This is a genomic window from Myxococcaceae bacterium JPH2 (assembly GCA_016458225.1).
Classification (GTDB): domain Bacteria; phylum Myxococcota; class Myxococcia; order Myxococcales; family Myxococcaceae; genus Citreicoccus.
On record JAEMGR010000005.1, the window covers coordinates 869,457 to 891,942 of the forward strand.

The window sequence follows — 22,486 nt, forward strand, 5'->3', positions numbered from 1 at the left end:
GCCATCGGGCACCTCTCGGCCCGACGAACGGAAGGAGTCCTCCATGCTGCGTCGAACCTTGTGGGCCGCAGTGGGTTTCCTCGCGTCGGGCATTGTTGGATGTGGAACAGCAGGTGACGTGGGGCCCCAGGGGCCCGCAGGGCCCGCCGGCACGTACCAGGTGGGGCCGGGCCTGACGCTGAAGGATGGCGTGCTGAGCGTGAGCACGGGGACGACCGACACCACGGTGGTGGCGGGGAACGACACGCGGCTGAGCGATGCGCGGCCCCCACTGGCGGGCAGCGGCTCCTACATCCAGAACGGGACGACGCCGCAGGACGCCTCCCTCACCATCTCGGGGACCGCCACGGCGAAGGGCCCCATGACGAGCCGCACGAACCTGCGGGTGGACGCGCAGGCGGACGTGGCGAACCCCCTGCCGCTCCTGCGGGTGGAGAACTCCTCGGCCACCGCCCCCATCTGGGCGAACTACCCGCTGTTCACGGTGGACTCCGCGGGCGGGCTGCTGGCGCGTGGCGAGCTGGGGCTGGGCAAGGTGCCCATGAGCGGCAAGGGGCTGCGGCTGATGTGGCACCCCAGCAAGGCGGCCTTCCGCGCGGGCGGCGCTGACACCGAGTGGGATGACGCCACGGTGGGGAACTACTCGTGGGCGGGCGGCAACGCGAGCACGGCCAGCGGGTATGGAACGTTCGCCATGGGAGACCACTGCGTCGCGAGCGCCACGGGAGCCGCCTGCTTCGGTTCCACGAATCAGGCCACTGGGACTGTGTCGTTCGCCTCCGGCGCATCCACCACGGCCAGCGGCTTTGCCGCGACGGCGATGGGGTACACCGTGAGCGCGCAGGGCCAGGGCTCGGTGGCCATCGGGTATCGCGTGGTGGCGGACGCGGACTACGCGACCGCGATGGGGACGCGCGTGAACACGGGTGGGCACCTGGGCTCGTTCATCTGGGGCGACAACTCGACGACGACCATCGCGTCCAACTCCGCGGACAACCAGTTCTTGGTGCGCGCGGCCGGCGGCGTGCGCCTGCGGACCAGCCCCTTGCTGACCACCGGCTGCGACCTGCCGGCGGGCTCGGGCGTGTTCGCGTGCACTTCGGACCGCAACCAGAAGGAGGACTTCCGCGCGCTGGATGGCGAGGAGGTGCTGGCCAAGGTCGCGCGACTCTCCGTGGACACCTGGCGCTACAAGGAAGAGGCGCCCGGCGTGCGCCACCTGGGCCCTGTCGCCCAGGACTTCCGAGCGGCGTTTGGCCTGGGCACTGATGACAAGAGCATTGGCATGCTCGACATCGACGGGGTGAACATGGCCGCCATCCAGGCCCTGGAGCGCCGCACCCAGGAGCTGCGCGCGCGCACCGCCGAGGTCGACACGCTCAAGGCGGAGCTGGCCGAGCTCAAGCGCGGCCTGTCCCGCCTGGAGGCCACGGTCCAGGCCCGAGGTCACCAGCCGTAGCCCTGCTCCGCGCGGAGCGAGGCGCGCCGTCGCTCAGCGCTGGGAGAGGCCGTCCCAGGCGCGCATCGCCAGCGCGGCGACCTGGAGCAGCTCGGCCTCCGGGGCGCCGTCCTGCGCCTGCACGGACATGCCCTGGAGCACCGCGCCGAAGTAGCGGGCCAGCGACCTCACGTCCGTGCCGGACGGGACGTCGCCCTCGGAGATGCCGCGCGCGAGGCGGGCCTCGAGCTGCGCCAGCGCGTCCGCGCGGAGGCTGGCCGTGTGCGCGACGACGGCCTGGTTCTCCACCGCGCACGTGAGCGCGGCTGTCGAGATGAGGCAGCCCCGCAGCGCGTGGTTCCTCACGAAGTGGACCGCGGAATCCCGCAGCACGCGCGCGAAACACTCACGCGTCGTCCCCTCGCCCGTGAGCGCCTGCTGCGTGAACGCCCCCACCCCGGCGCGGTAGTGCGCGAGGCACCGCCGGTACAGCGCTTCCTTGGACTCGAACGCCGCGTAGAGGCTGGGCGCGGTGATGCCCATGGCCTGGGTGAGGTCCGCGATGGACGCCCCCTCGTACCCCTGGCGCCCGAAGACCGTCATCGCGCGCGCCAGCGCCTCTTCCACGTCGAAGCCGCGGGGACGTCCGCGGGCCCTGTGCGCTTCTGTGGGCTTCTTTTTCATAGCAGTCACTATTGAAATCCCCAGCCCGGCCCCTTAATTCCGTAGCAGTCACTACGTATTCAGGAGCCTCCCCTCATGCATTCCGCCTTGGCCGCGCTGCTGGTGGCCGCCAGTCTAGGAGCAAATCCCGCCGTCCCCGAGCCCTCCGAGCCACGCGCCCTGGCGGCGCGAGTGGACGCGGCCATCGACCGGGCCATCGCCGAGAAGCGCATCGTGGGCACGGTGGTGCTGGTGGCCCAGGACGGGCAGGTCGTCTACCACCGGGCGGCCGGGGCCCTGGACCGCGAGGCCGGGCGTCCCATGCGCGAGGACGCGGTGTTCCGGCTGGCGTCCATGACCAAGCCGCTGGTGTCGGCGGCGGCGCTGGCGTTGGTGGAACAGCACCAGTTGGAGCTGGATGCGCCCATCACGAAGTGGCTGCCCACCTTCCGTCCCAAGCTGCCGGACGGGCGCGAGCCGGTCATCACCGTGCGAAACCTGCTGACGCACAGCGCGGGGCTGACCTACGGCTTCTTCGAGCCCGGCGGGGAGGGGCCGTATCACCGAGCGGGCGTCTCGGACGGCCTGGATGCCTCGGGGCTGTCGCTGGAGGAGAACCTGCGGCGCATCGCCTCGGTGCCCTTGTCGTACGAGCCGGGGACGCGCTGGGCCTATTCCGTGGCCACGGACGTCCTGGGCGCGGTGGTGGCGCGCGCGGCGGGGGTTCCCTTGCCGGAAGCGGTGGAGCGCCTGGTGACGAAGCCGCTCGGGATGACGGACACGTCGTTCCTCGCTCGGGACGCGGCGCGGCTCGCGCCGGCCTACGCGGACGGACGCCCGGAGCCGACGCGCATGCAGCAGGACAACCAGGTGGTGCCCTTTGGCACGGGCGGCGTCCGCTTCGCCCCGAGCCGAGCCCTGGACGCGCGCGCGTTTCCCTCGGGCGGGGCTGGCATGGTGGGCACCGCGGCGGACTACCTGAAGTTCCTGGAGGCGCTGCGCCGAGGCGGCACGCCCATCGTGACGGCCGCCAGCGTGAAGGAGCTCTCCACCGCGCAGCGCGGTGAGGAAGCGCAGACGCAGGGGCCCGGCTGGGGCTTCGGCCTTCTGTCGGCGGTGCTGGTGGACCCCGCGAAGTCGCACGGCCCGCAGTCCGCGGGCACGCTCCAGTGGGGCGGGGCGTACGGCCATAGCTGGTTCGTGGACGCCAAGAAGGGCCTGTCGGTGGTGGCCATCACCAACACCGCGTTCGAGGGCATGTCCGGCGCGACCGGCATGTACCCCAGCGAGATTCGCGACGCCGTCTACGGCGCCACCGCGCCCGCCGCCGCGCCCGCGAAGGGCGTGCGCCTCTACACGCTGGACTGCGGCCGCATCGACCTGGCGGACATGGGCATGTTCTCCGACACGGGAGAGCACGCGGGCGAGGCGGGCTCGATGCCCGCGCCCTGCTTCCTCATCCAGCACCCGAAGGGGAACCTGCTCTGGGACACCGGCCTGGGTGACGCGGTGGCCAAGCTCCCGGACGGCCTCTCGCCCATGCCCGGCGTTCGCTTCCACGTCGCTACGACGCTCGCCTCGCAGCTCGCGCAGTTGGGGCTGAAGCCGGCCGACATCCAATACGTGGGCATCTCGCACATGCACGCGGACCACATGGGCAACGCCCTCGCGTTCCCCCAGGCCACCTGGTTCGTCAACGAGGCCGAGCTGAAGCGTGCCCAATCCCTGTCGTCCCCCGCCATCGGCGTGAACCCCGCGCTGGTGAAGGGCCACGCGAAGGCGAAGACGACCTACGTCGACCTGGACCAGGACGTGTTCGGCGACGGCACCGTGCGACTCATCAAGGCGCCGGGCCACACGGTGGGCCACCGCGTGCTGATGGTGAAGCTGGCCAAGACGGGCGCCGTCATCCTGTCCGGCGACCTGTTCCACACGCGGGAGAACTTCGAGAAGTCGCTCGTGCCGCCCTTCAACGACAGCCGCGCGGACACGCTGGCGTCCATCGACCGCATCAACCGCCTGATGCGCAACTCGGGCGCGCGGCTGGTGGTGCAGCACGAGTGGGCGGACTTCAACGCCCTGCCCAAGTTCCCCGCGTATCTGGAGTAGGCACCCGCGAACACCGCACCGGATGGCCCACCGCCGTCCGGTGCGTCACGCTGGCGTGCCCCAATGGGCAAGTCGACGGTCGAGGGCGCGCGGCTAGAGTGGTGGCGCCATGACCTTCAAGACCGCCGACCTCTGTGACACCCACGGCAGCGCGCCCCACTTCCAGGTCGCCTCCCCCGGACTGCTCGACTACGGCGGGCGTCGCGCGTTCTTCGGCCCCATCAGCACCGTGCACGCGCTGGAGGACAACTCGCTCGTGCGGCGCGCGCTGGAAGAGGAAGGGCGAGGCCGCGTGCTGGTGGTGGACGGCGGCGGCAGCCTGCGGTGCGCGCTGGTGGGAGACCAGCTCGCGCTGCTCGCCGAGCGCAACGGCTGGGCCGGGGTGGTGGTGAACGGCTGCATCCGAGACGCGGACGACGTGGCTCGCATCGCGGTGGGCGTCAAAGCGCTGGGCACCCACCCCCGCAAGAGCCTCAAGCGCAACGAGGGCGAGCGCGACGTGGAGGTCCGCTTCGCGGGCGTCACCTTCCGGCCGGGGCAGCACCTCTACGCGGACTCGGACGGCCTCGTGGTCTCCGACACGGCGCTGTCCTGAGCGACGCGTCACCGCCGGTGAGACCCTGCCCGCTTCCCGTGTCGGTGGGGAGCCAGCCAGGCCCACTTTGACTGCCTCCTGGGCCACGAGAGTGATAAGGGGCGCCCCCCCATGCGTGCCTGCGGACTCGACTTCGGAACCAGCAACACCGCCGCCGCACTCCCTGACGGGACCGTGCTGCCCCTGCAGCCCCACACGACGGAGCCGCGCCTGTTCCGCTCCGTCCTCTTCTTCCCGGACGAAGAGCAGAACTTCTACGCCGGGGCGGACGCCATCCAGCGCTACCTGGAGGACAACACCGGACGCTTCATCCAGTCCGTGAAGTCGTTCCTCCACAGCACCTCGTTCCGCGCCACCCAGGTGCGCGGGCGCACGTACACCATCGAGGACCTGGTCGCCGTGCTGCTGCGTCGCGTGCGCGAGGCCGCGGGCGAGCGGATGGGGGGCCCTCCCGAAGCGGTGGTGCTCGGACGGCCCGCCGTCTTCACGTCAGACCCGGAGCGGGACGCGCTCGCGGAGAAGCGCCTGCGCCGCGCCGCCGAGCTGGCCGGCTTCACGCACATCCAGTTCCTCATCGAGCCCATCGCCGCCGCGCTCGCCTACGAGGCGCAGCTCACGCGCGACGAGCTGGTGCTCGTGGCGGACTTCGGCGCCGGCACCACGGACCTCACGTTGATGCAGCTGGGGCCCTCGCGCCGAGGCAACCCGGACCGGCGCCCGGACGTAGTGGGCTCCACCGGCGTGCGCGTGGGTGGCGACCGCTTCGACGCGGAGATCATGCGCTACAAGCTGCTGCCCCGCTTCGGCGCCGGCTCCACGTACAAGGTCATGGGCATCAGCAAGAAGCGCCTGCCCATTCCGCAGCACGTGCTGGCCAAGCTGCTCTCCTGGCACGAGATGTCCTTCATCCGCGAGAAGTCCACCCAGGAGCTGCTGGAGGTCATGCTGGAGACGAGCGACCGCCCGGCGGAGATTGAAGCGCTCCACGACCTGGTGATGGACAACCTGGGCTACCGCCTGTTCCGCGCCATCGAAGCCGCGAAGGTGAAGCTGTCGCGCGAGGAGTCGACCACCATCGACTTCGAGGAGGCGCGCATCCACCTGCACGAGCCCATCACCCGCGCCGAGTTCGAAGAGGCCAGCCGCGGGCTGCTCGACGAGTTGGAGCAGTGCACGGACGGCCTGCTGTCACGCCACCCCGAGGCGAAGAACATCGACGCGGTGTTCCTCACGGGTGGCTCGTCGCAGATTCCCGCCGTGCGCGAGCTGTACGTGCGCCGCTTCGGTGAGGACCGCGTGCGCACCGCCGATGCCTTCACCTCCGTGGCCGAGGGTCTCGGCCGGGCCTCCGCCAACCTCTCGGCGTGAGCCCGAGGACCTGGGAGCCCAAGACTCCCAGGTCCCCTGTCTGTCCTATCGCGGGCGCTCCACCGGCAGGCTCTTGAGGTAGTCGACGGCGGCCTGGGCGGCAGGGTTGCCGTTCGTGTACCGGGAGAGATTGTCGATGAGCTCCTGCCGGTTGCGGATGGGCTGCGACGACGAGTCCAGGTTGAGCGGCGTGAGGAGGCGACGCAGCGCGCCCTTGGGGTCCTTCGGGTCGCTCTGGGCCACGGCCTTGAGCAGGCCCGCCGCCTGCTCGCCCGTGACGCCGCCGTACTTCAGGCGCTGCGCGAGGATGGGCAGCGCGTTGTCCTGGCCCTCGCCTCGAACCAGCGGGAGCTGCTTGGACAAGTCCTGGATCTGCTCGGGCGACAGGCCCATGTCCTTCGTGAGGTTCGCGAGCTGGTGCGAGTCCCCGTGGAGGAGCTGCTCCTGGTAGTTCTTGTCGTTGGGGAGCGCGGCCTGGAGGTACTTCTTGATGTCGTCGTTCTTCTTGATGTCCTCGATGCCGTTGCCCACCAACTCCGCGACGCCGCTGAAGGCCTCGCCGAAGCCACGGGTGAGGCTGCCCGCGACCGCGCCACCTGGGAGGGTTTGCGCGACGCTGCCCAGGACCGCGATGGCATCGCCGAAGGCAGCCACGGCATAGGCCGGGTTCTTCGTCTCGGCGGTCTTCTGGGTGTGAGACGCGAGGGACGCGGCGTTGGCCACCACGCCCAGCGCGGGAGACAACTCGGCGGCGAGCTTCGCGAAGGTGGCGCCCTTGCTCCCGAGCTTGCCCGCGTTGACCAGGCTTTGCGTGGCGCCAGCGGCCAGCTCCAATCCCTGCTCACCCGCGGTGGCCAGGTCCTTGATGCCATCCGCGTACGCCTGGTTGTCCAGCTTGTCTTTGCCCCAGGCGGCGTAGAAGGCGACCGCGCCGCCTCTCAGGGCACGCGTCGTGGGGCTGGCGTTGTCCCAGTCCTCGGTGAGGGACTTGAGCTTGTCCGGGTCACCGTCCGCCGCGCCGTCCAGGTCCGCCCACGCCTGCTGGCCATCCGCCGCCGAGCCCTTCGTCTCCACGCCCGGCTTGGCGTAGGAGTCCACCAGGCCCTTGATGTCTTCTTTGTATTGCTCGTAGGCCTTCTTGGGCTCGCCCGGGTTCGCGGCGATGTACTTGCCCGCGAGGTTCTGCACGGCCGGGGCGGTGATGTCCTTCTCGAAGTCCGGCTGCGTCCCGAAGGCCTTCTTCAGCTCGGGGTCCTTCTGGACTTGCTTGGCGAAGTCGACGGCCACCTTCGGGTCGGGCGAGTGGGCCACCTCCTTCATCGCGTCGTAGATGGCCTGACGCGCCGCCGGGTCCTGGATGGAGGCGCGCGCCAGCACGGCGGCGTTGGCGGGCTTCTGGAGCGTCTCGGCCAGCTCGCGCTTCTTCTGGTCCGCGGTGTCGTAGACGGCCTTGTTCTTCGGGTCGTTGCGGTAGGCCTCGATGTACTTCTGCTTCTGCTCGGACGTCAGGCCCGGGCCCACGCGCGCGAGCTGGCGCTGCAGCTCGGTGTTCTTCTCCTTGACGGCGTCGTTGGCCTTGGTGACTTCGCCCGTCTTGGATTTGATTTCATTGATGGGGCCCGCGTGCGCCGGGTCCGTGCCCAGCCGCTCCACGCCGAGCCGCGCGCCGATGTTCTTCCAGGTCGGGTTGGTGCCCGCCAGGTCGCGCAGGTCCTGGTCCCCCAGGTAGCCCTTGTCACGCGCCGACTTGAGCGCGCCGAGGATTTGCTCGCGCGTCTTCTCGCCGTCCTTCGTGGTCAGCGTGTACTCGCCATTCTCCTTCGTGTCGAAGAAGCTGGAGCCCTTGGGCGCGACGATGCCGTCCAACTCCTTGTCATCCTTCAGGCGCTTGACGAACTGGGCGATGAAGTCCGGGTCGTTCTTCTTCTCCTCGATGACGCCGAAGAACTTGCCTCGGATGTCCGTATCCCGGTTCGTGACGGGCGCCTTCTTGATGAGCTTGTCGTAATAGTCGTTCGCCTCCGCCACCGACTTGGGATTGAGCGGCTGGTTGGGCGTGGGCTCCTGCTTGGGCAGGTCCGACGGGTTCACCGGCTGGTTGCGCGGGAGGTTGGCGTTGTCCGCCACCATCATCCGCTGCAGCTCGGGAGGCACGCCCGCCTTGGTGATGGCCGCCTGACGCTCGGGTGAACCCGGAGGCGCGTCCAGGATGCTCTTCACGTCCTTGGCCGGAAGGCGCCCCGCCTCTTGGTATTGCGGCTGCTCCTTCAAGTACGAGTCCAGGGAGTCGTAGGACTTCTGGCTCGTCGGGTCGAAGACCTTGTCGCCCTGCTTCACCACGACGTGGCCCGAGTCGCCCTCGGCGCCCGCGCGCTGGTCCTTCAGGAACACCATCTCCGCGCGCCCGCGCAGCTCCGGCGAGGACTTGTCGATCCAATCCGCCGCCACGTCCAGGCAGTTGGCCTTGCCGTCGCGCGCGTCCTCCGTCAGCAGCGACGTGGCCTCGGTGCTGTTGGCGGCCTGCGGGCCCTCTTGAGGACCGAAGCGCTTGCGGAACTCCGAGCCCACGGGCGGGCCGTCGAACGTGGCCGCGTCCTCGCCCAGCCCCGTCTTGATGCGCTGGAGGTCCTGCCGGCTGAACGGCGGCTTCGCGTTCGTCTGCGTGGCCAGCGTGTTGGCCTTGAGCGCGGCCGTCTCCGCCTTCTTCGCCGTGTCCCGAACCTTCACGTCCGCCGCGGCCACGCGGTCCGTGGCCTGCTTCAGCTTCTGGCCCGCCGCGTCCAGCGCTGTCTTGGATTGCTGCGCCTGTCCTGGCGTCAGGCCCGGCTTCAGCGTGGCCTTCTGCGCGTCCGTCACGGACTTCTGCGCGACCTGCTGTTGCTGTCTCGCGGCCTCGGCGGCCCGTCGAGCCGCCTCCGCCGCTCGGGCCGCGGCCTCGGCGGCCCTTCTCGCCGCCTCCGCCGCACGCCGCGCCTCTTCCGCCGCGCGTTCCGCCGCCGCCTGCGCACCTGCCCCGGAAGCACTGCTCCCGCTGCTGACACCTTGGACTCGGCCCATGAGATTCACCCTTTTCTGTCTAGAGAGAGGTCCTTCATCTCCCTACGTCCCAGAAAAAAGTGGGTTACATGGCAGCCCTGCTCCCCACAGAAACCGAGTCACCCCTACGCAAACGCCAGACGGAGGCAACCTCCCGACATCACGCGTCAGGCCAAGCGGCAATCCCTCTCAGGGCCCGACCTGGACCGTGCGGCTCAGCCAGTCCACGCCGCCGCGTCCGTCGCGCGCCACCACCCAGAACGTGACGGTTTGAGGCACGTCCGCGGTCTCGTACTTCGACGTCGGGTCTCCGGGCTTGCCGTCCACGGGCTCCAGCGAGCGGAACGCCTTCACCTCGCCGTCGCCGGTGGCGAACCAGCTGTAGAAGACCTGCTCCGTCTTGGGGCCGTCCGCCGTGTCATACGTCTCCGCGCTGCCGTCGGCGAGCACCGGGCGGAAGCGCACCTCCGAGGCCAGCGGGAGCGGCCCCGCCAGGGTCGCGTCATTCCACAGCACGTCCGAGAGGGACGGGTTGTGATTGGGCGCCGTGGTGGTCCGCAGCGTCACGCGCCGCACGCCGCGCTCGATGCCCTCGGGCGTGCCGCTGCCATCCGAGGCCTCGTAGCCGACGAAGAGGGGGATGCCCTGGGCGAGCGCCTTCTGCACCGCGGGGTCGTTGAGGTTCGGCGTGTCCCCGCCCGTGCCCGTGCCCGGGAAGGACTCGCGCAGGATGGCCTGCACGCGCGGGTCGCTCAGGGACAGCACGCCCTCGGACAGCTCGACGCCGTTCGAGCCCGGGCAGCCCGTGTCGCCGTAAGGGTTCACGTCCGCGCGGCACAGCGCATACGTGACGGTGACGGGCCGGGAGTCCGGCGTCACCGCCAGCGCGGTGAAGGTGACGGGTGGCGGGAGCTGCGAGGCGCCCGGGTCGAGCACCAGCTCGGCCGGCTCGCTCTTGATGGCCAGCACGCGGACGCGGCGAATCTCGCTCTGGAGTTCGAAGTCGGGGCCGCACGCGGCCAGCGCGACGACCGAGGCGAGGAGGATGGACTTGCGCATGGCCTAGAAGCTCCCCTTGGCGCCGATGACAGGCAGGATGGGCAGACCCTTGAAGAACTCACGTTGCGAGTAATTGTAGTTGTAGGCCACGCCCTCCACCGCCGCGTTGTTGTAGGCGTTCATCACGTCCAGGAAGACATCCAGGTTCCAGGTGTCGAAGAGGAAGGTCTTGTCCACGCGGACATCCAGCTGGTTGAACGAGGGCAGCCGCTGCGAGTTCACCGCGGCGAAGTAGGGAATGAAGACATCCGTGGTGTCGTCGCGCCGCGAGCCCAGCACCGGCGTGGTGGGGTTGCCCGAGGCGAACCGCAGACGCGCGCCCACCTCCCAGCCCCGCGGCAGCTTGTAGCTGGCGATGGCCGTCAGCACGTGCGTCTGGTCATTGTCGAAGAGGCGCCACGCCGCGCCCGGCTCGTCCCGACGCTCGCTGCGGCTGAGCGTGTAGGAAATCCAGCCGAACAGCCGGTCCGTCAGCGAGCGGCGGATGAGCAACTCCAGGCCGTAGATGCGGCCCACGCCGCCGTTCTTCAGCCGCTCGGGCACCAATTCGCCGTCGCGCTCGATGGTCGCGTTGGAGCGGACGATGAGCCCGGTCAGGTCGTTGTAGAAGACCTCGCTGCTGACGAACCACTCGGGGACGGGCTGCCACTCGGCGCCCACGCCGTACTGGAGCGAGCGCTTGGCGCCGAGGTTGGGATTGCCGAAGGGCACCGTCGGCTCATCCTGGATGGGCGGCCCGTGGTAGACGCCCGCGCCGCCCTTGAGCGACAGCGTCTCCGTCAGCGCGTAGCGCACCGCCAGCCGCGGGTTGACCGTGCGCTGACGGTGCTCCTGGTCCGTGAAGACATAGCTCTCGGCGCGCACGCCCGGCACCACCAGGAGCCCCGGGAGCGGCTTCCAGCGCACCTCCGCCCAGAGCGACGGGAAGTACTGCGTGAAGTGTCCATCCGCGGTGACCAGGCTCTCCGTCACCAGCGGACTGGGCGGTTCGCCCTCGCGCGGCGGCGCCTGGATGTTGGCGGTGACGTTCGAGAAGTTGGCCACGATGTCGATTCCGCCCGCGACGGACACCGCATCACTGAACACATACTCGGCCGTGGGTCGCAGATACACATCGGTTGACGCGATGCGTAGGTTGCGCTCGCCAATGACGAACTGGACGAGGGTGTTGCCGAGGAGTCCTTGCGTGTCGAGGGTGAGAGCGCCGTCGCGGTACTGGTGGCGCAGCCGCAACTGGTTGAAGCCCGTGGTGACGTCGAGGTTGCCATTGACGGACGGGTCGTCATCCGCGGGACGGTCGAACAGCAATGCCAGACGGTCCCGCGACGTGAGGGCCTGCACCGTGAAGGTGTGTGCCTTGGCGGGCTTCCAGACGAGCTTGACCTGGGCGTCGTGGTAGCGCGGCGCGGTCTGGAGGTTGGGGCCGTCCTCGCTCTGGGGAACGGCCTTGAGCACCAGGTCCACATAGGAGCGCCGGCCGCCCACCGCGAAGCTGAGCGTGTCCGTGATGGGGCCCTCCACCACGGCGTTGGATTCAATGAGGCTGATGCCCACGGTGCCGTGGATGCGGTCCGTGCGGGGCTCGCGGCTGCGGATGTTGATGACGCCGCCGGTGATGTCTCCGTAGTAGGCGGAGAAGTTGCCGGGCAGATAGTCCACCGCCTCCAGCAGCTCTGAGTTGTAGACGGAGGTCAGCCCCCCGAAGTGGTACAGCAGCGGGATGCGCAGGCCGTCCAGGAAGACGCCGGACTCCTGCGGGCTGGTGCCACGGATGACGAGCTGTCCGCCATTGAACGCGGGGCGCGCCACGCCGGGCAGGTTCTGCACCACCTTCAGCGTGTCGCCCTGGGTGCCAGGGATGCGCTGCACCTCGGCGGCCTGGATGGTGGTGCGGGTGACCTCCTTGCGCTCGCGGGCGCTGCGCACCACCGTCTCGTAGGGGCTGAAGAAGCGCTTCTGCACGTAGTACGTGGCCTGCGTCTCCAGGCCCTCGCTGACGGACTCCTGGGTGCGGAAGCGGTCATAGCCGCCCAGCACTACCAGCACCGAGTGGGTGCCCACCGGCACGCCGCGGAAGGAGAAGCGCCCGTCCGCGTCGGTGACGGCGGACTGCTCCAGCTCCGGCAGCACCACCTCGGCGCCCGCCAGCGGCTTGCGCGTGCCGCGCTCCAGCGCCCGGCCGCTGAAGTTCACCGGCGCCTCGGGCGCGCCACCGTCCACGCCGCCATCCGCGGACTCCGGGGGAGGCGCGGGACGGAAGACGAACTGGTAGGCGTACTGGATGCGGACCGGCGCGGGGACGTTGTCCACCTCCGCCGGCTCGAACTCGAACTGCTTCACGGCCGCCGTCGCGGCCTCGTCGAAGCCGTGGCCCGCGGGCTGGGACACCTCGACGGCGGTGACGGCGCCGGTCTCCGAGATGTCGATGACCATCACCACCGTGCCCTCGAGCTGCTGGGCGGCGGCTTCCGGCGGATAGGTCGCCTCCACCTGCCGCTTGAGCGCGGGGGGCTTGGTGAGGACACCGGCGGGGGGACCCGCGTCGGCGCCCGCGTCCGGGGCCTGTTGGGCCACGGCCGCGGACGCGAGAAGAAGACAGAGAACGGACGCGAGCGTTTTCATAGGGGGTGCGCGGGTCTCCCGCGCACCGTCCTAGCGTCCTCCGAGGCTGGGAGCGAGCACGATTTCGATACGGCGGTTGAGGCTCTTGTGCTCCTGCGAGTCATTGGGCGCGATGGGCTGGTACTGCCCGTAGCCCGCCGCCGACAGCATGGTGGGGTCCACGCCCGAGTCCTGGAGCGAGTGCACCACCGCCATGGCCCGCGCCAGGCTCAGCTCCCAGTTGGTGGGGAACGCGCCGCCGCTGGTGGGCACGTCGTCCGTGTGGCCCTCCACGCGAATCATCTTCCCCTTCACGCCCTTGAGCGCCTCGGCGATCTTCGCGAGCGCCTCCTGGCCCTCCTTGCCCACGCGCGACGAGCCCGAGGCGAAGAGAATCTTGTCCTTGAGCTGCACCGTCATGCGGCCCTTCAGCTCGGAGAGCTGGATCTTGCCGTCGGAGATCTCCTGCTTGAGGCTCTGGGCGAGGCTCTCGTACTCGGAGCTCTTCTTCTCCAGCTCCTCCTTCGCCTGGGCCAGCTTCTTGGAGTTGCGCGACAGCTCCTCGTTGAGCGCCGCGAGCTGCGCGTTCTGCTCCTGGAGCCCCCGCCGCTCGGCCGCGGACTCGGTCAGGCGCGACTCGGCGGTGGCCAGCCGGGACTCCAGCGCGGCCTTCTCCTGCGCCAGCGCGGCCCCCTTCTCCTCCAGCTCCTTCACCTTCGCCTCGGCGGCCTGCCGGCCCCCCTTCTCGTCCGTGAGGTTCTTCGCGAGCTGCTCCGCCTCGAGCGCCTTCGCGTCGAACTTGCCCTGCGAAACGCACCCCGTGGACAGAGCCACGAGAGCCGCCAGCACCAGACGTGTCCGCATATGTACGCATCCCTCCGACAAATGGTGGAGGCGCGAGCCTAGCGTCCCGGACCCAGGTCGTCAGGCGCGGAGTTCTGAAATTTTGAGCCGAAACTTTCCTGCTCGGAGGGCGAGCGAGCAGGCTCAGTGGGGGAAGATGGGGTGCGCGTCGAGCCAGACGGAGAAGAGGGCATCCGCGAAGTTCTTGCCGGGGATGAGCAGGCCGCCGGTGGCCTCTCCCGCGACGAGGAGCCCGGAGCCGGGGACGTAGGTGAGGACCAGGTCACCGCCCTTGTGCACGTCACGCAGCGAGTTGAGCAGGGTCTCCATGGCGTGGTGCAGCGTGCCATCGCGCAGGTTCGGGTTGCGGCGCAGCCCGTCCCGGAAGCTCTCCACGAGCTGGGAGCGGCTGATGTTGCGCAGGAAGCGGAAGTGGAGGCGCTTGAGGCTGTCCGACGCGACGGCCTGGGTGGTGCACGAGGGCGAGTCCTCCAGGTAGAGGCTCCAGACGTACACGTTGAAGAAGAGCTTGCGCTTGAGCTCCATGTGGGCGAGCGCGAGCGTGCGGCCCTCCACCTGGAGCGAGTCCGGCATGTTCACGCCACCGGCCTGGCCCGCGTGAGCGACACCGGTGGCCAGAAGCACCCCCAGTGCCAGCTCCACCGTTCCCTTGCGCCATGGCTTCCCCGTCATGCACCCATCCCCTTGCTGCTGCCGCGTCGGTGATCGCAACGGTGCGCACGGGGCCCGCATGAGGCCACCACCCTGGATCACCGGGCTGTGGGGTAGTGGACGGCAAGCCGGGCGAAATGGCAAGGATGTTGGCGTACAAAGGACCCCACGTCCGCGGGGCAACCGAGAGATTGCCCTGGCGGTCCGACATGGCTCGCGGACCCGCCTGACAGGGTCGGGTCCGCAAGCCGCGGGGGGCACGGCGAGCCTCAGCGGCGCGAGGGGGGCGCGCCGTCCTGGCTGTAGCGGTCGCAGAGCGCCAGGTACTCATCGCTCGAGATGCCGAGCGCGGTGACCCGCTGCTTCTTGAGCCGGGGGCGCTCCAGTCGCGTCTTGATTTGAACCATGCGCATCAGGGGCAGGCCCATGTACGTCTGGTTGATAAAGGTATTCTCCTCCATGTCATCCCAGGCGATGACCATGCCGTCCTCGAAGAGGATGCCTTCCTGGCTGATGACGAGCGCGGGCTTGTCCAGACGCCCCAGGGCGCGGATGCAATTGAAGACCATCCACGCCGTGGCCAGCGTGATGAGCCCGATGAGGACCATGAAGAGGGGCTCGCCCATCAATCGCCAGGTGAGCGTCCCGAAGAGCAGCGTCCCGCCCGTGAAGGCCACGGCGCCCGCGATGAGCCGGGTCCGCGAGTAATAGAGTTCGTGCGGCTGCTGTGCCTTCGATTTCGTCCGAGCGGAGCTGTAGATTTGCATGAAGTGACGCCTGCGGTTGGAGAAGGGGTCAGTCGGCCAGTCGGGCCGACAGGTAGGCCAGGAGCACGGGTGCGTTGGGGATCTTCGCCTCGTCTATCTTTCGCGACTTGCCGCGCGCGACGATGATCAGCTCGCGGGTCGACACGGATTCATCTTCCTCATCCTGGCGGCGGATGCTGTCGATGTCTTCCCAGCGCAGCAGCTGGCGCTTGTGCGTCAGCCCCGCGTCGCTGAGCACGAGCGGCCCGAAGCGCACCGACTGGCCCTGGGCGACCTGGCGCCGCACGCGCTCCAGCAGCACCGGGACGACGCGCGCGTTCACTTCCTCGTGGAGCGCGTCCGCGTCGTCCCAGAGGTCCAGCCGCAGCCGGTACGTGCCGGCCGGGTGCTCCAGGACGAGCCGCGCGTACATGCGGTTCTCGACGATGCCGCGCACCTCGCGCCACGCGATGCGCGTCTCGCCCGCGCGGAGCCCCTCGGCGTCCAGCACCAGCGCCTCCGGGGCGCGCAGCCACGCGAACACGTCGCTGGCGCGCCACCCGACGGCGTAGACGCCGGCCGGAATCCCGAGAACGAACAGGAAGAGCCCGGCGCGAGACAGGAAGAGCGCCTCGAGCAGCGCGCGCGGCAACACGTACACCGAGCCGAGCGCGAGCAGCGCCGCCACCACCAGGAAGATGAGCACCACGCCAAGGACGAGCCAGAACAGCGAACCGCTGGGAAAGACGCGGCCGTACGAATGCTTCAGCAGCGGGACCTCCGGTGATGTCGCCGAGCACGGCCCCGGGCAGGGCCGCGTGAGTCTCGGGATGATGGCCCTGCTTCTATAGGCAATCACCCCTGCTTTGACGACACCTTTCGCCCCCGCCTGCCCCCCACGTTCGCTCGCAGTGCGGTGCGAGCGACACGGCACGGCCTGCCCCGCGTTAACATCCCAGATTAAATGTATCAGCCGCTTGAGCTGGCATCTCCTTGCAAGTGCCGACTTCGTGAACACTCAGCAGGTCGGGTTCTGTCCGAAACACTCGCTATTGGTGTATGGAGCCTCTGCTTTTCGCAGTGCCCCCCATGAGGAGTCCTCGATGCGTCGTCTTGGCTCAGCCATTCTTGCCGTGAGCATGCTCGCGGGTTGCGGCGGTTCCGTCGCCCCCGAGCCTTCATCTGAAAACACCGCGCGCCAGGAGGCGCCGCTGACGTCCACCGACGTGGACGTGGCCCCGGAGTGTCAGGGCATCATCAACTTCGTCAACACCGCCTCGTTCCAGACGCTGGACGCGTACCTGCCGAGCGACGTGGCGAGCAACCTGGTGGCCCGGCGCACCACGGCCCCCTTCGCGACGCTGGCGGAAGTGGCGGCGGTGCGGCTGGTGGGCCCGGCGCGGCTCGAGCAGATTGAAGGCGGCGCGCGCGCGGAGAGCTTCATCACGGCGAGCTGCGTGGGCATCGTGGACGAGCTGGCCGTCTCGGCGGATGACGCGGCCGCCATCGTGGCGCTGGTGAACAGCATCAGCTCCACCGAGCTGCACGAGGTGCTGCCCAACGCGTGGAACGGCGCGGTGAACCTGCTCACCCAGCGCCCCTTCACCAACGTGGACGCCATCGGGAACGTGACGGGCATCGCCACGGTGAGCATGCGCGCCCTGCGCAACGCCGCCACGCTGAGCAAGCCGTTCGAGGACCTGGTGGCCGCCATTGCAGCCACGCCCCGTGGGGACTTCTACGGACGGGTGTACCGCCACTTCGACTGGTGGGGCACGCTGCACAACCGCGACTACTACAGCCGCGTCGACGTGCAGGAGTGCTTCGGCATCGACCCCGTCGACATCCCGGGGTACCCGAACAACCTGCCCTCCATGCGCGCCACCCTGGCCACCGCGGCCGAGGTGAACACGGTCATCGGGGACACGGTGAACTACGCCCACCACATGCACCCGGTCTCGCCCGCGCTCATCACGGCGGGCATGAACAACCTGACCCAGCAGACCCAGGGGCGCTCGTTCAAGGGCTGCTACTTCCGCTACGCCGAGGATCCGTGGAGCGGCCACAACATGGCGTTCTTCGTGGACCCCGCGACCGGCTTCGGCGTGATGGCCGAGACGTACTGGAGCGAGTGATTCCGTCGCGCTCGCGGGGCAGGTGAGCCCACGAGCGCGTCACGGGTTGGCTCGGGCTCCGGTCATGTGCCGGGGCCCGGGCGTCACGCGTTCTCGGCGCCCTCGAACTTCACGCGGGCGTGAGACATGACGTGCTCCACCGCGAGCAGGTGCCACGCCACGTCCCGCATCTGCGAGGCGGCGGTGGGGTCGGTGAGCGACTCGCGGAGCTGCGCGGGGGTGATGCCGAAGGGCTCGGAGGACTCGCTCAAGAGCTCCAGCGTCTTCTCCGGCGTCAGCTCCAGCTTGTCCCGGCTGGCGATGGCGCGAAGCACCAGGGCAATCTTGAGGCGCCGCTCCACGTCCTCGCGGATGCCCGGGTGATGCAGCCACCCGTCGAGCGCCTCCTGCTGCTCCGCCAGGCTGAACTGCTTGAGCGCCAGCGACTCGCCCTCGAGCTGCGACCAGCGGCGGCGGATCTCCTCGTCCACCAGCGCCTTGGACACCGTCACGTCCGCGCGCGACACCACCGTGTCCAGCACCAGGGCCTGCGCGTCCACCCACAGGAGGTCCGCCATCTCCTGCTCCATCTCGTCCACGATGGAGTCCATCACGGCCTCGTGCGAGTCCCCGCGTCCCAGGGCCTTGAGGAAGGCATCGGACTCGGTGTCGGGCATCGTCACCTCGCGGGCGGCGCGCACGTCCACGATGAAGCGCGCGGGCTTGCCGCGAAGCTGCTCGGCCGGGTACTCGTCCGGCAGCGTGACGCCCACCTCCAGGCTGTCACCCACCTCGGCCTCGGCGATGACCTCCGCGAAGCCGGGCAGCATGGCCTGCGGCGCCAGCTCCATCCAGAAGCCCAGCCGCGTGCTCAGCGGGATGAGCTGGCCATTGGCATAGCCGAGGATGTCGAGCTGCACCTCGTCCCCCATGGCGACGGGCTCGCCTTCCTCGCGGGGACGGGACTGGGCCTGCGCGCGCGCCAGCTCGTGGAAGCGCTGCAGCAGGTCCTCCTCCGTGAGGTCCTCGGGAGCGGGGACGGTGATGTCCAGGTGCTCCAGCGAGGGCGCCTTCACCTCCGGCAGGTTCGACACGCCCTGGAGGCCCGTGGCGACGGGGAGGCGCTGCACCAGCTGCCGCACCGGGGACTCCGCGGGCGGCGGAGTCCCACGGGCCGCGGCGGGAACAGGAGACGGCTTCTTCGAGGCGTTCTTCTTGTCACTGCTGGCCACCGGGGGGCCTCCTGGCAGATAGCGACCGTGATCCCAGACGGGATTGAAGCGAGAGCGACTCAACGGTGCCTACCAGAATAGGGCCCTCCGGCGACAATACCCAGAAGTTCCCGGGATGAAGGACTACCCGAAGAGCCCGCCCACGAAGCTGGAGACGGCGGAGACGCCGGCGCCGATCTGGCTGACCACCGGGATGTTGGTGGCGGCGGCGACGGAGCCCACGGCGGTGATGACGCTGGTGACCTTCTTGGTGGTGCTGGCCTTGGGGTCGCGCACGGCGGAGTAGGCGCTGGCCACGTCGAAGGCGGCGATGGCGACGTTGGCGCCCGGGGCGAAGCGGCCCGCGGCCTTGGCCAGCGGACCCGCGGCGGCGCGAGCCGCGGCGGTGGTGGCGGCGCGAGCGGCGGCCTTGCCTCCCTCGTTCAGCGCGGCGCGAGCGGCGGCGCGGGTCGCGGTGCCCGCGGCGGTGCGCACGGCCGTGCCACCGGCCCTCACGGCGCCATCCACGGCGGTGCGGACACCGGCGCGCACGGCGGTGCGGCCCGCGCCCTCGAAGGCGCCCTTGGCGGCGGCCTTGGCGGCGGCGCGCGCCAGCTTGGGGCCCGCGCCCGGGACGGCGGCCTTGAAGGCGCCGCTGGCGGCCTTGTAGGCGCTGCCGAACTTGTGGGCGTCGCGGGCGATGTCGAGGCCGCCCTTGACGGTGGAGACGACGCCCTTGCCCGCGGCGGCGACCGAGCCCACGGCCTTGTCCCAATCCTGGCGGCTGCCGCTGCGCACCGCGTTGCGGATGTCGGAGGCGGCGGTGCCAATCTGCTTGGGCAGCTTGGCGGCGCTGGTGATGGTGCCGAAGACGCCGCCCGCGATGCCCAGCTTGCCCTTCAGGTCGAGCTTGGTCTTCGGGTCGGTCGCCTTGGACACCACCTTGTCGATGTTGTTGCGCAGGGTGGTGCGAAACCCATCGGCGCGCAGGCCGCGAACGTTCTCGAAGACGTCCTTGGTCGCCGTGGAGACCTTCTTGTAGGTGTCGTAGCCCTTCTTGAGCTGCTCCCCGGCCTTCTTCCCAGCCGCGAGCGGATCCTTGGCGACCTGGTGGAGGGTGTTGCTGACGGTCTTGCGGGCGCGGTCGATGAGGCTCATGGAAGGTCTCCCTCGGCTCGGGGGCGGGGAAAGGATTTGGAAGGGCGCTGCGATTGAAAGGATTATCGGAGCGCCGGGCGATCAGTTGCGCGGAAGTCCTTATTCTCCGAGAACCCAGCTCTAACGCGGTGCAGCAACCCAGGCATGCGCCTCGCTTCTGACAGGCCTACGGCTGGAGCAGCGGGGACGCCAACGAGCGAATCTCATGCGGAACCGAAATCTCTCGCTCCAGTTGGAAGCCTCGCGTCCAATTTCCGTAATCGGCATTGAGCACGAGCGCCCCGTCGATTCGCTGCAAGAGAATCTTCTCCCCATTGAAGAGCAGCCCCCCGTCGCGACCGTGGTCCAGCAGCAGCAACGTTGAGCGCACCATCAGCCGGTGGCCCTCGGCGTAGCCCTCGACGCCAGGACTGAGTCGGAAGCCGATGGACACATCCGGCCTGAACCGGAAGTCCCGCGCGAACAACGAGCGGCCCTCCTCGTCCAACCTGGCCGCATGGATCGACAAAGCAGGCCCAACCAGCTGCGCGTCACCCCCCACGCCAAGCCAAGCCGCTCGGCAATGAGGCGCAGCGCCTGCGCTGGCGTCATGTCCGTCGCCAGCTCGAGACTGTTCTCAATCCCCATACTCAACCCTCGCACCACCCCGAGACATCAAACCACCCGCCTCAACCCCAGACACTCCCAGGGAAACCAGAACCACCTCCCCGCCTTTGACGATGAACACCTCTTCAACCCCTCGATGGGCCATGTGACGAACTGGTGCCTCGCCTCCTCAATCGTCCCGGGGCGATCGTCCAAGTTCAAGACGATACGGTCGGCCTGACCTGGGTCCACCTTCATCCTCTTCACATAGTCCCACATGTTGCGGACCCTTTGCCCATTGGGGGAGTAGCAATCCGCATACTCACCGTTGAGCCGCTAGTCGGGCCTCTTGCCATTGGGTTTTCGACCGGGATTCTGTTCCACATGGTAGCCGTTCTCCGCGAGGGTGACGGCCGATTCACTCTCACGGTCTATCGCCTTGATGTTGTCAGGGTCTTCGTCTCCCACTTCATGGGGAGTCTTGCGCCCCGTCAGACTCCCCTTGGGTCGAGAAGCGACCTCGCCCCCTCCTGCGTGGTTGAGGACAACCAAGGCGCCAGCCCCAGCCCCCACCACGGTAGCCAGTTGCCCCGTTGGCACCGCGCTGCGCTCGAGCACCAGCGCCCCCTGTGCGGAGAGGGACAGCACGGGCACCATGGCATCGGCCCCTCCCATCGCCGCGGCCACCGCACCCGTCGTTCCTTTCGAGGCACCACCAGCCGCGGAGAGTGCAGTCACCAGCTTCGCGACAGCTTGGATCCGCTCTCCGCGCGTCATGGCCTGGAAACGCGCCAGGTACTCCAGCGAGGAGTCGATGAGAGCCGCCACGCTCGCAGGCAGGTTCTTCAGCGACAGCAAGCTGTCCGACGGGTGGGTGAAGAACTTCCCGATGGCCATGGCCAACTCGAAGAAGGCCTCCTGCGCACCATCCAATGAACGACTGACGAGGTCCGCGTCATCGTAGACCTTTGCCAGCGGGCGCGAGTCCACCACTCGCAGCCGCTCGTCCACGGGCAGGAAGAGGTCTCCCTCCACAACGTAGAAGTGCCCCAATTCAAAGCCCATGGCTCGGAAGGCCCCGTCCCGCCACACCACAGGAGCCACGCGCTGTTGTGTGCGCCCGGTGTAGACCCATGCGAGATAGCCATCCGGCCGCAGCACCACCACCCGCCGCGCCTTGAAGCGGTCCACCCGGCTGAGCAATTCCTCCCGAGACACCGTGCCCCGCACCAGCACCTCGCGCAGCAGGAGGCTTGCTCCCATTCGGGATGGGAAATTGCCCATCGTCAGCCGCTTGTTCATCAGCAGCGCCAACAGTCGCGCCGCCTGATGGGGCGTGAGCGGGCCCCCCGGCAGCGGCAGTTCGTCTCGGGGTTCCAGACCGGCGAGCCTCAACAGGCGATCAAAGCCATCGACCTGAGCCTCCTCGCCAGTGATGGCCCGAATGGCGACGACGGCCAAGTCTGGCTGAGTCACCTCCGTACGCGAGGAGCGCAAGGATTGATGATGCCTCAATCGCTCCGGCGGACTCGGAGCAGGGGGTGCCTGCACAGGCTCTGGGAACGCCACGACAGGCAAGCCATCACGCGCAATGTCCTGCGTCCCGACAGTGGCTTTGGCCAGCGTGTACCGCGACGGCAGCCTCGGCTGCCCGAAGAGAACGTGCTCAATGTCCAGTTCGACCTCAGTGCCCATGAGACGAGCCCCCAGCACGTCCGAGGCAAAGACCTCCAAATAGAAGGGGCCCAGTGTCCCGGTGAGGAACCCACCAACGGGGTGGTAGTTCGGATTGACCCTGTTGGAGTAACGCCTGACGAGGTGCCCGGATAGCAGGCTGTAACCCTCCAAGCCGCCCAACCATGCCCCCAGTGGTGCCGAGTCAGAGCCCAGTTTGAAGGCCCGAACCCACTGCCCCAGTCAGACAGACTGTCCCAGTCCTCTTTCCGAAGGAGCCCAACACCGGACTCACCACCCCACAGCCGCAGTCGCAAGGGGCGCCCAGCTTGACGCCAACCTCTGAACCGCCGTCGATGACCAGGGTGGGTTCGAACACCAAGAACCCCTCTGCGTTGCTCCCGCCTCGACGCGGCATCTGCGCAGAAGTCATGACGTCCAGCCGGGTCAGCGAGTGCCAGCCTTCAGAGTCGGGGATTGCAGCCCGCGCGAGCTCCGGTTCCTCGAACTCCTCCGCCCAACAGACGACCGGCAATAGCAACAGCGGCACCACCGCCAGCCTCATCCTCCCGAGCATCCCTGCCTCCCATGACTGGTTCGGCACCCCGGACCGG

Annotated in this window: 15 protein-coding genes and 2 pseudogenes; 5 read left to right on the forward strand and 12 right to left on the reverse strand. The window is 68.9% G+C overall.

Annotated elements, in window-relative coordinates; translation table 11 throughout:
- Positions 1-43: 43 nt before the first annotated feature.
- The gene (locus JGU66_12355) at positions 44-1,459 is read left to right on the forward strand and encodes a tail fiber domain-containing protein (GenBank protein MBJ6761560.1); all 1,416 of its coding nucleotides are present in this window, start codon (positions 44-46) and stop codon (positions 1,457-1,459) included.
- A 33-nt stretch (positions 1,460-1,492) separates the two neighbouring features.
- Here the strand turns inward: JGU66_12355 and JGU66_12360 are convergent, their stop codons facing one another.
- The gene (locus JGU66_12360; GenBank protein MBJ6761561.1) at positions 1,493-2,122 is read right to left on the reverse strand and encodes a TetR/AcrR family transcriptional regulator; all 630 of its coding nucleotides are present in this window, start codon (positions 2,120-2,122) and stop codon (positions 1,493-1,495) included.
- A gap of 75 nt (positions 2,123-2,197) precedes the next feature.
- Between JGU66_12360 and JGU66_12365 the strand changes: the two genes are divergently transcribed.
- The 3 genes from JGU66_12365 to JGU66_12375 all read left to right on the forward strand — a co-directional run bounded on the left by JGU66_12365 (position 2,198) and on the right by JGU66_12375 (position 6,173).
- Complete coding sequence (locus JGU66_12365) at positions 2,198-4,210, forward strand: serine hydrolase (protein ID MBJ6761562.1); 2,013 nt, start codon at positions 2,198-2,200, stop codon at positions 4,208-4,210.
- A gap of 109 nt (positions 4,211-4,319) precedes the next feature.
- Entirely contained in the window at positions 4,320-4,805 is a 486-nt protein-coding gene (gene rraA, locus JGU66_12370; GenBank protein MBJ6761563.1) for a ribonuclease E activity regulator RraA, read from the forward strand.
- A gap of 111 nt (positions 4,806-4,916) precedes the next feature.
- Complete coding sequence (locus tag JGU66_12375; protein MBJ6761564.1) at positions 4,917-6,173, forward strand: Hsp70 family protein; 1,257 nt, start codon at positions 4,917-4,919, stop codon at positions 6,171-6,173.
- A gap of 45 nt (positions 6,174-6,218) precedes the next feature.
- Here the strand turns inward: JGU66_12375 and JGU66_12380 are convergent, their stop codons facing one another.
- The 7 genes from JGU66_12380 to JGU66_12410 form a co-directional block, all read right to left on the reverse strand.
- On the reverse strand, positions 6,219-9,230 hold the full coding sequence (locus JGU66_12380; protein ID MBJ6761565.1) for a hypothetical protein: 3,012 nt from the start codon (positions 9,228-9,230) through the stop codon (positions 6,219-6,221).
- Between the two features lie 168 nt (positions 9,231-9,398).
- Positions 9,399-10,268 (reverse strand): hypothetical protein, encoded by an 870-nt coding sequence (locus JGU66_12385; GenBank protein MBJ6761566.1) that lies wholly within the window; start codon positions 10,266-10,268, stop codon positions 9,399-9,401.
- Between the two features lie 3 nt (positions 10,269-10,271).
- Positions 10,272-12,890: a TonB-dependent receptor gene (locus JGU66_12390; GenBank protein MBJ6761567.1), complete on the reverse strand. Its 2,619-nt coding sequence runs from the start codon at positions 12,888-12,890 to the stop codon at positions 10,272-10,274.
- A 30-nt stretch (positions 12,891-12,920) separates the two neighbouring features.
- Positions 12,921-13,733 carry an OmpA family protein gene (locus JGU66_12395; protein ID MBJ6761568.1) on the reverse strand — a complete coding sequence of 271 codons (813 nt, stop codon included), beginning with the start codon at positions 13,731-13,733 and terminating at the stop codon, positions 12,921-12,923.
- A 123-nt stretch (positions 13,734-13,856) separates the two neighbouring features.
- On the reverse strand, positions 13,857-14,405 hold the full coding sequence (locus JGU66_12400) for a chalcone isomerase family protein (GenBank protein ID MBJ6761569.1): 549 nt from the start codon (positions 14,403-14,405) through the stop codon (positions 13,857-13,859).
- Between the two features lie 248 nt (positions 14,406-14,653).
- The gene (locus JGU66_12405) at positions 14,654-15,151 is read right to left on the reverse strand and encodes a hypothetical protein (GenBank protein MBJ6761570.1); all 498 of its coding nucleotides are present in this window, start codon (positions 15,149-15,151) and stop codon (positions 14,654-14,656) included.
- Between the two features lie 28 nt (positions 15,152-15,179).
- Complete coding sequence (locus JGU66_12410) at positions 15,180-15,902, reverse strand: hypothetical protein (protein MBJ6761571.1); 723 nt, start codon at positions 15,900-15,902, stop codon at positions 15,180-15,182.
- A 331-nt stretch (positions 15,903-16,233) separates the two neighbouring features.
- Between JGU66_12410 and JGU66_12415 the strand changes: the two genes are divergently transcribed.
- Positions 16,234-17,265 (forward strand): hypothetical protein, encoded by a 1,032-nt coding sequence (locus JGU66_12415; protein MBJ6761572.1) that lies wholly within the window; start codon positions 16,234-16,236, stop codon positions 17,263-17,265.
- A gap of 83 nt (positions 17,266-17,348) precedes the next feature.
- On the opposite strand, the gene JGU66_12420 is transcribed toward JGU66_12415, so the two are convergent.
- From JGU66_12420 to JGU66_12435, 4 genes and pseudogenes are all read right to left on the reverse strand, one after another.
- A complete protein-coding gene (locus JGU66_12420) occupies positions 17,349-18,476 on the reverse strand; it encodes a peptidylprolyl isomerase (GenBank protein MBJ6761573.1) in 1,128 nt (375 codons plus the stop codon).
- Positions 18,477-18,599: 123 nt separating this feature from the next.
- Positions 18,600-19,613, reverse strand: coding sequence for a hypothetical protein (locus JGU66_12425; GenBank protein MBJ6761574.1), 1,014 nt, complete (start codon positions 19,611-19,613; stop codon positions 18,600-18,602).
- Positions 19,614-19,779: 166 nt separating this feature from the next.
- Positions 19,780-20,240, reverse strand: a pseudogene (locus JGU66_12430) (hypothetical protein).
- A 27-nt stretch (positions 20,241-20,267) separates the two neighbouring features.
- Positions 20,268-21,893, reverse strand: a pseudogene (locus tag JGU66_12435) (hypothetical protein).
- Between the last annotated feature and the right edge of the window lie 593 nt (positions 21,894-22,486).